Annotated in this window: 1 rRNA gene (cut by a window edge); it reads right to left on the minus strand. The window is 56.8% G+C overall.

The features are described from left to right. Positions 1–42: 42 nt before the first annotated feature. Positions 43–2500: ribosomal RNA gene (locus tag G3I78_RS46255) — 23S ribosomal RNA — on the minus strand (it continues 667 nt past the right edge of the window).

A 2500-nucleotide genomic window follows, 5' to 3' on the forward strand; every position in this document is an offset into this window, starting at 1 on the left:
ACGGTCGTTGCCTCAGAACTAACACAGTGGACGCGAGCAAATATGGACAAGCCCTCGGCCTATTAGTACCGGTCACCTCCACCCCTTACAGGGCTTCCAGATCCGGCCTATCAACCCAGTCGTCTACTGGGAGCCTTAACCCCTCAAAGGAGGTGGGAACACTCATCTCGAAGCAGGCTTCCCGCTTAGATGCTTTCAGCGGTTATCCCTCCCGAACGTAGCCAACCAGCCATGCCCTTGGCAGAACAACTGGCACACCAGAGGTTCGTCCGTCCCGGTCCTCTCGTACTAGGGACAGCCCTTCTCAATATTCCTACGCGCGCAGCGGATAGGGACCGAACTGTCTCACGACGTTCTAAACCCAGCTCGCGTACCGCTTTAATGGGCGAACAGCCCAACCCTTGGGACCGACTCCAGCCCCAGGATGCGACGAGCCGACATCGAGGTGCCAAACCATCCCGTCGATATGGACTCTTGGGGAAGATCAGCCTGTTATCCCCGGGGTACCTTTTATCCGTTGAGCGACGGCGCTTCCACAAGCCACCGCCGGATCACTAGTCCCGACTTTCGTCCCTGCTCGACCCGTCGGTCTCACAGTCAAGCTCCCTTGTGCACTTACACTCAACACCTGATTGCCAACCAGGCTGAGGGAACCTTTGGGCGCCTCCGTTACTCTTTAGGAGGCAACCGCCCCAGTTAAACTACCCATCAGACACTGTCCCTGATCCGGATCACGGACCCAGGTTAGACATCCAGCACGACCAGACTGGTATTTCAACGACGACTCCCCCCGAACTGGCGTCCGGAGTTCACAGTCTCCCAGCTATCCTACACAAGCCGAACCGAACACCAATATCAAACTGTAGTAAAGGTCCCGGGGTCTTTCCGTCCTGCTGCGCGAAACGAGCATCTTTACTCGTAGTGCAATTTCACCGGGCCTATGGTTGAGACAGTCGAGAAGTCGTTACGCCATTCGTGCAGGTCGGAACTTACCCGACAAGGAATTTCGCTACCTTAGGATGGTTATAGTTACCACCGCCGTTTACTGGCGCTTAAGTTCTCAGCTTCGCCACACCGAAATGTGACTAACCGGTCCCCTTAACGTTCCAGCACCGGGCAGGCGTCAGTCCGTATACATCGCCTTACGGCTTCGCACGGACCTGTGTTTTTAGTAAACAGTCGCTTCTCGCTGGTCTCTGCGGCCACCCCCAGCTCACACTGCAAGAGTGATCACCGGTGATGGCCCCCCTTCTCCCGAAGTTACGGGGGCATTTTGCCGAGTTCCTTAACCATAGTTCACCCGAACGCCTCGGTATTCTCTACCTGACCACCTGAGTCGGTTTAGGGTACGGGCCGCCATGAAACTCGCTAGAGGCTTTTCTCGACAGCATAGGATCATCCACTTCACCACAATCGGCTCGGCATCAGGTCTCACCCTCAATGAGCGGCGGATTTACCTACCACTCGGGCTACACCCTTACCCCGGGACAACCACCGCCCGGGCTGGACTACCTTCCTGCGTCACCCCATCACTCACCTACTACAAGTCTGGTCCGTCGGCTCCACCACTCCCCCTTGCCCGAAGGCTCCGGGGCGGCTTCACGGACTTAGCATCGCCTGGTTCGATGTTTGACGCTTCACAGCGGGTACCGGAATATCAACCGGTTATCCATCGACTACGCCTGTCGGCCTCGCCTTAGGTCCCGACTTACCCTGGGCAGATCAGCTTGACCCAGGAACCCTTAGTCAATCGGCGCACACGTTTCCCACGTGTGTATCGCTACTCATGCCTGCATTCTCACTCGTGAACCGTCCACCACTGCCTTCCGGCGCAGCTTCACCCGGCACACGACGCTCCCCTACCCATCCATACAGGCGTTGGCCCTCTTGTATGAATGACACGACTTCGGCGGTACGCTTGAGCCCCGCTACATTGTCGGCGCGGAATCACTAGACCAGTGAGCTATTACGCACTCTTTCAAGGGTGGCTGCTTCTAAGCCAACCTCCTGGTTGTCTCTGCGACTCCACATCCTTTCCCACTTAGCGTACGCTTAGGGGCCTTAGTCGATGCTCTGGGCTGTTTCCCTCTCGACCATGGAGCTTATCCCCCACAGTCTCACTGCCGCGCTCTCACTTACCGGCATTCGGAGTTTGGCTAAGGTCAGTAACCCGGTAGGGCCCATCGCCTATCCAGTGCTCTACCTCCGGCAAGAAACACACGACGCTGCACCTAAATGCATTTCGGGGAGAACCAGCTATCACGGAGTTTGATTGGCCTTTCACCCCTAACCACAGGTCATCCCCCAGGTTTTCAACCCTGGTGGGTTCGGTCCTCCACGAAGTCTTACCTCCGCTTCAACCTGCCCATGGCTAGATCACTCCGCTTCGGGTCTTGAGCGTGCTACTAAAATCGCCCTGTTCGGACTCGCTTTCGCTACGGCTACCCCACCCGGGTTAACCTCGCAACACACCGCAAACTCGCAGGCTCATTCTTCAAAA

Origin of the sequence: Streptomyces sp. SID13726, from assembly GCF_010548375.1 — a bacterium.
Classification (GTDB): domain Bacteria; phylum Actinomycetota; class Actinomycetes; order Streptomycetales; family Streptomycetaceae; genus Streptomyces.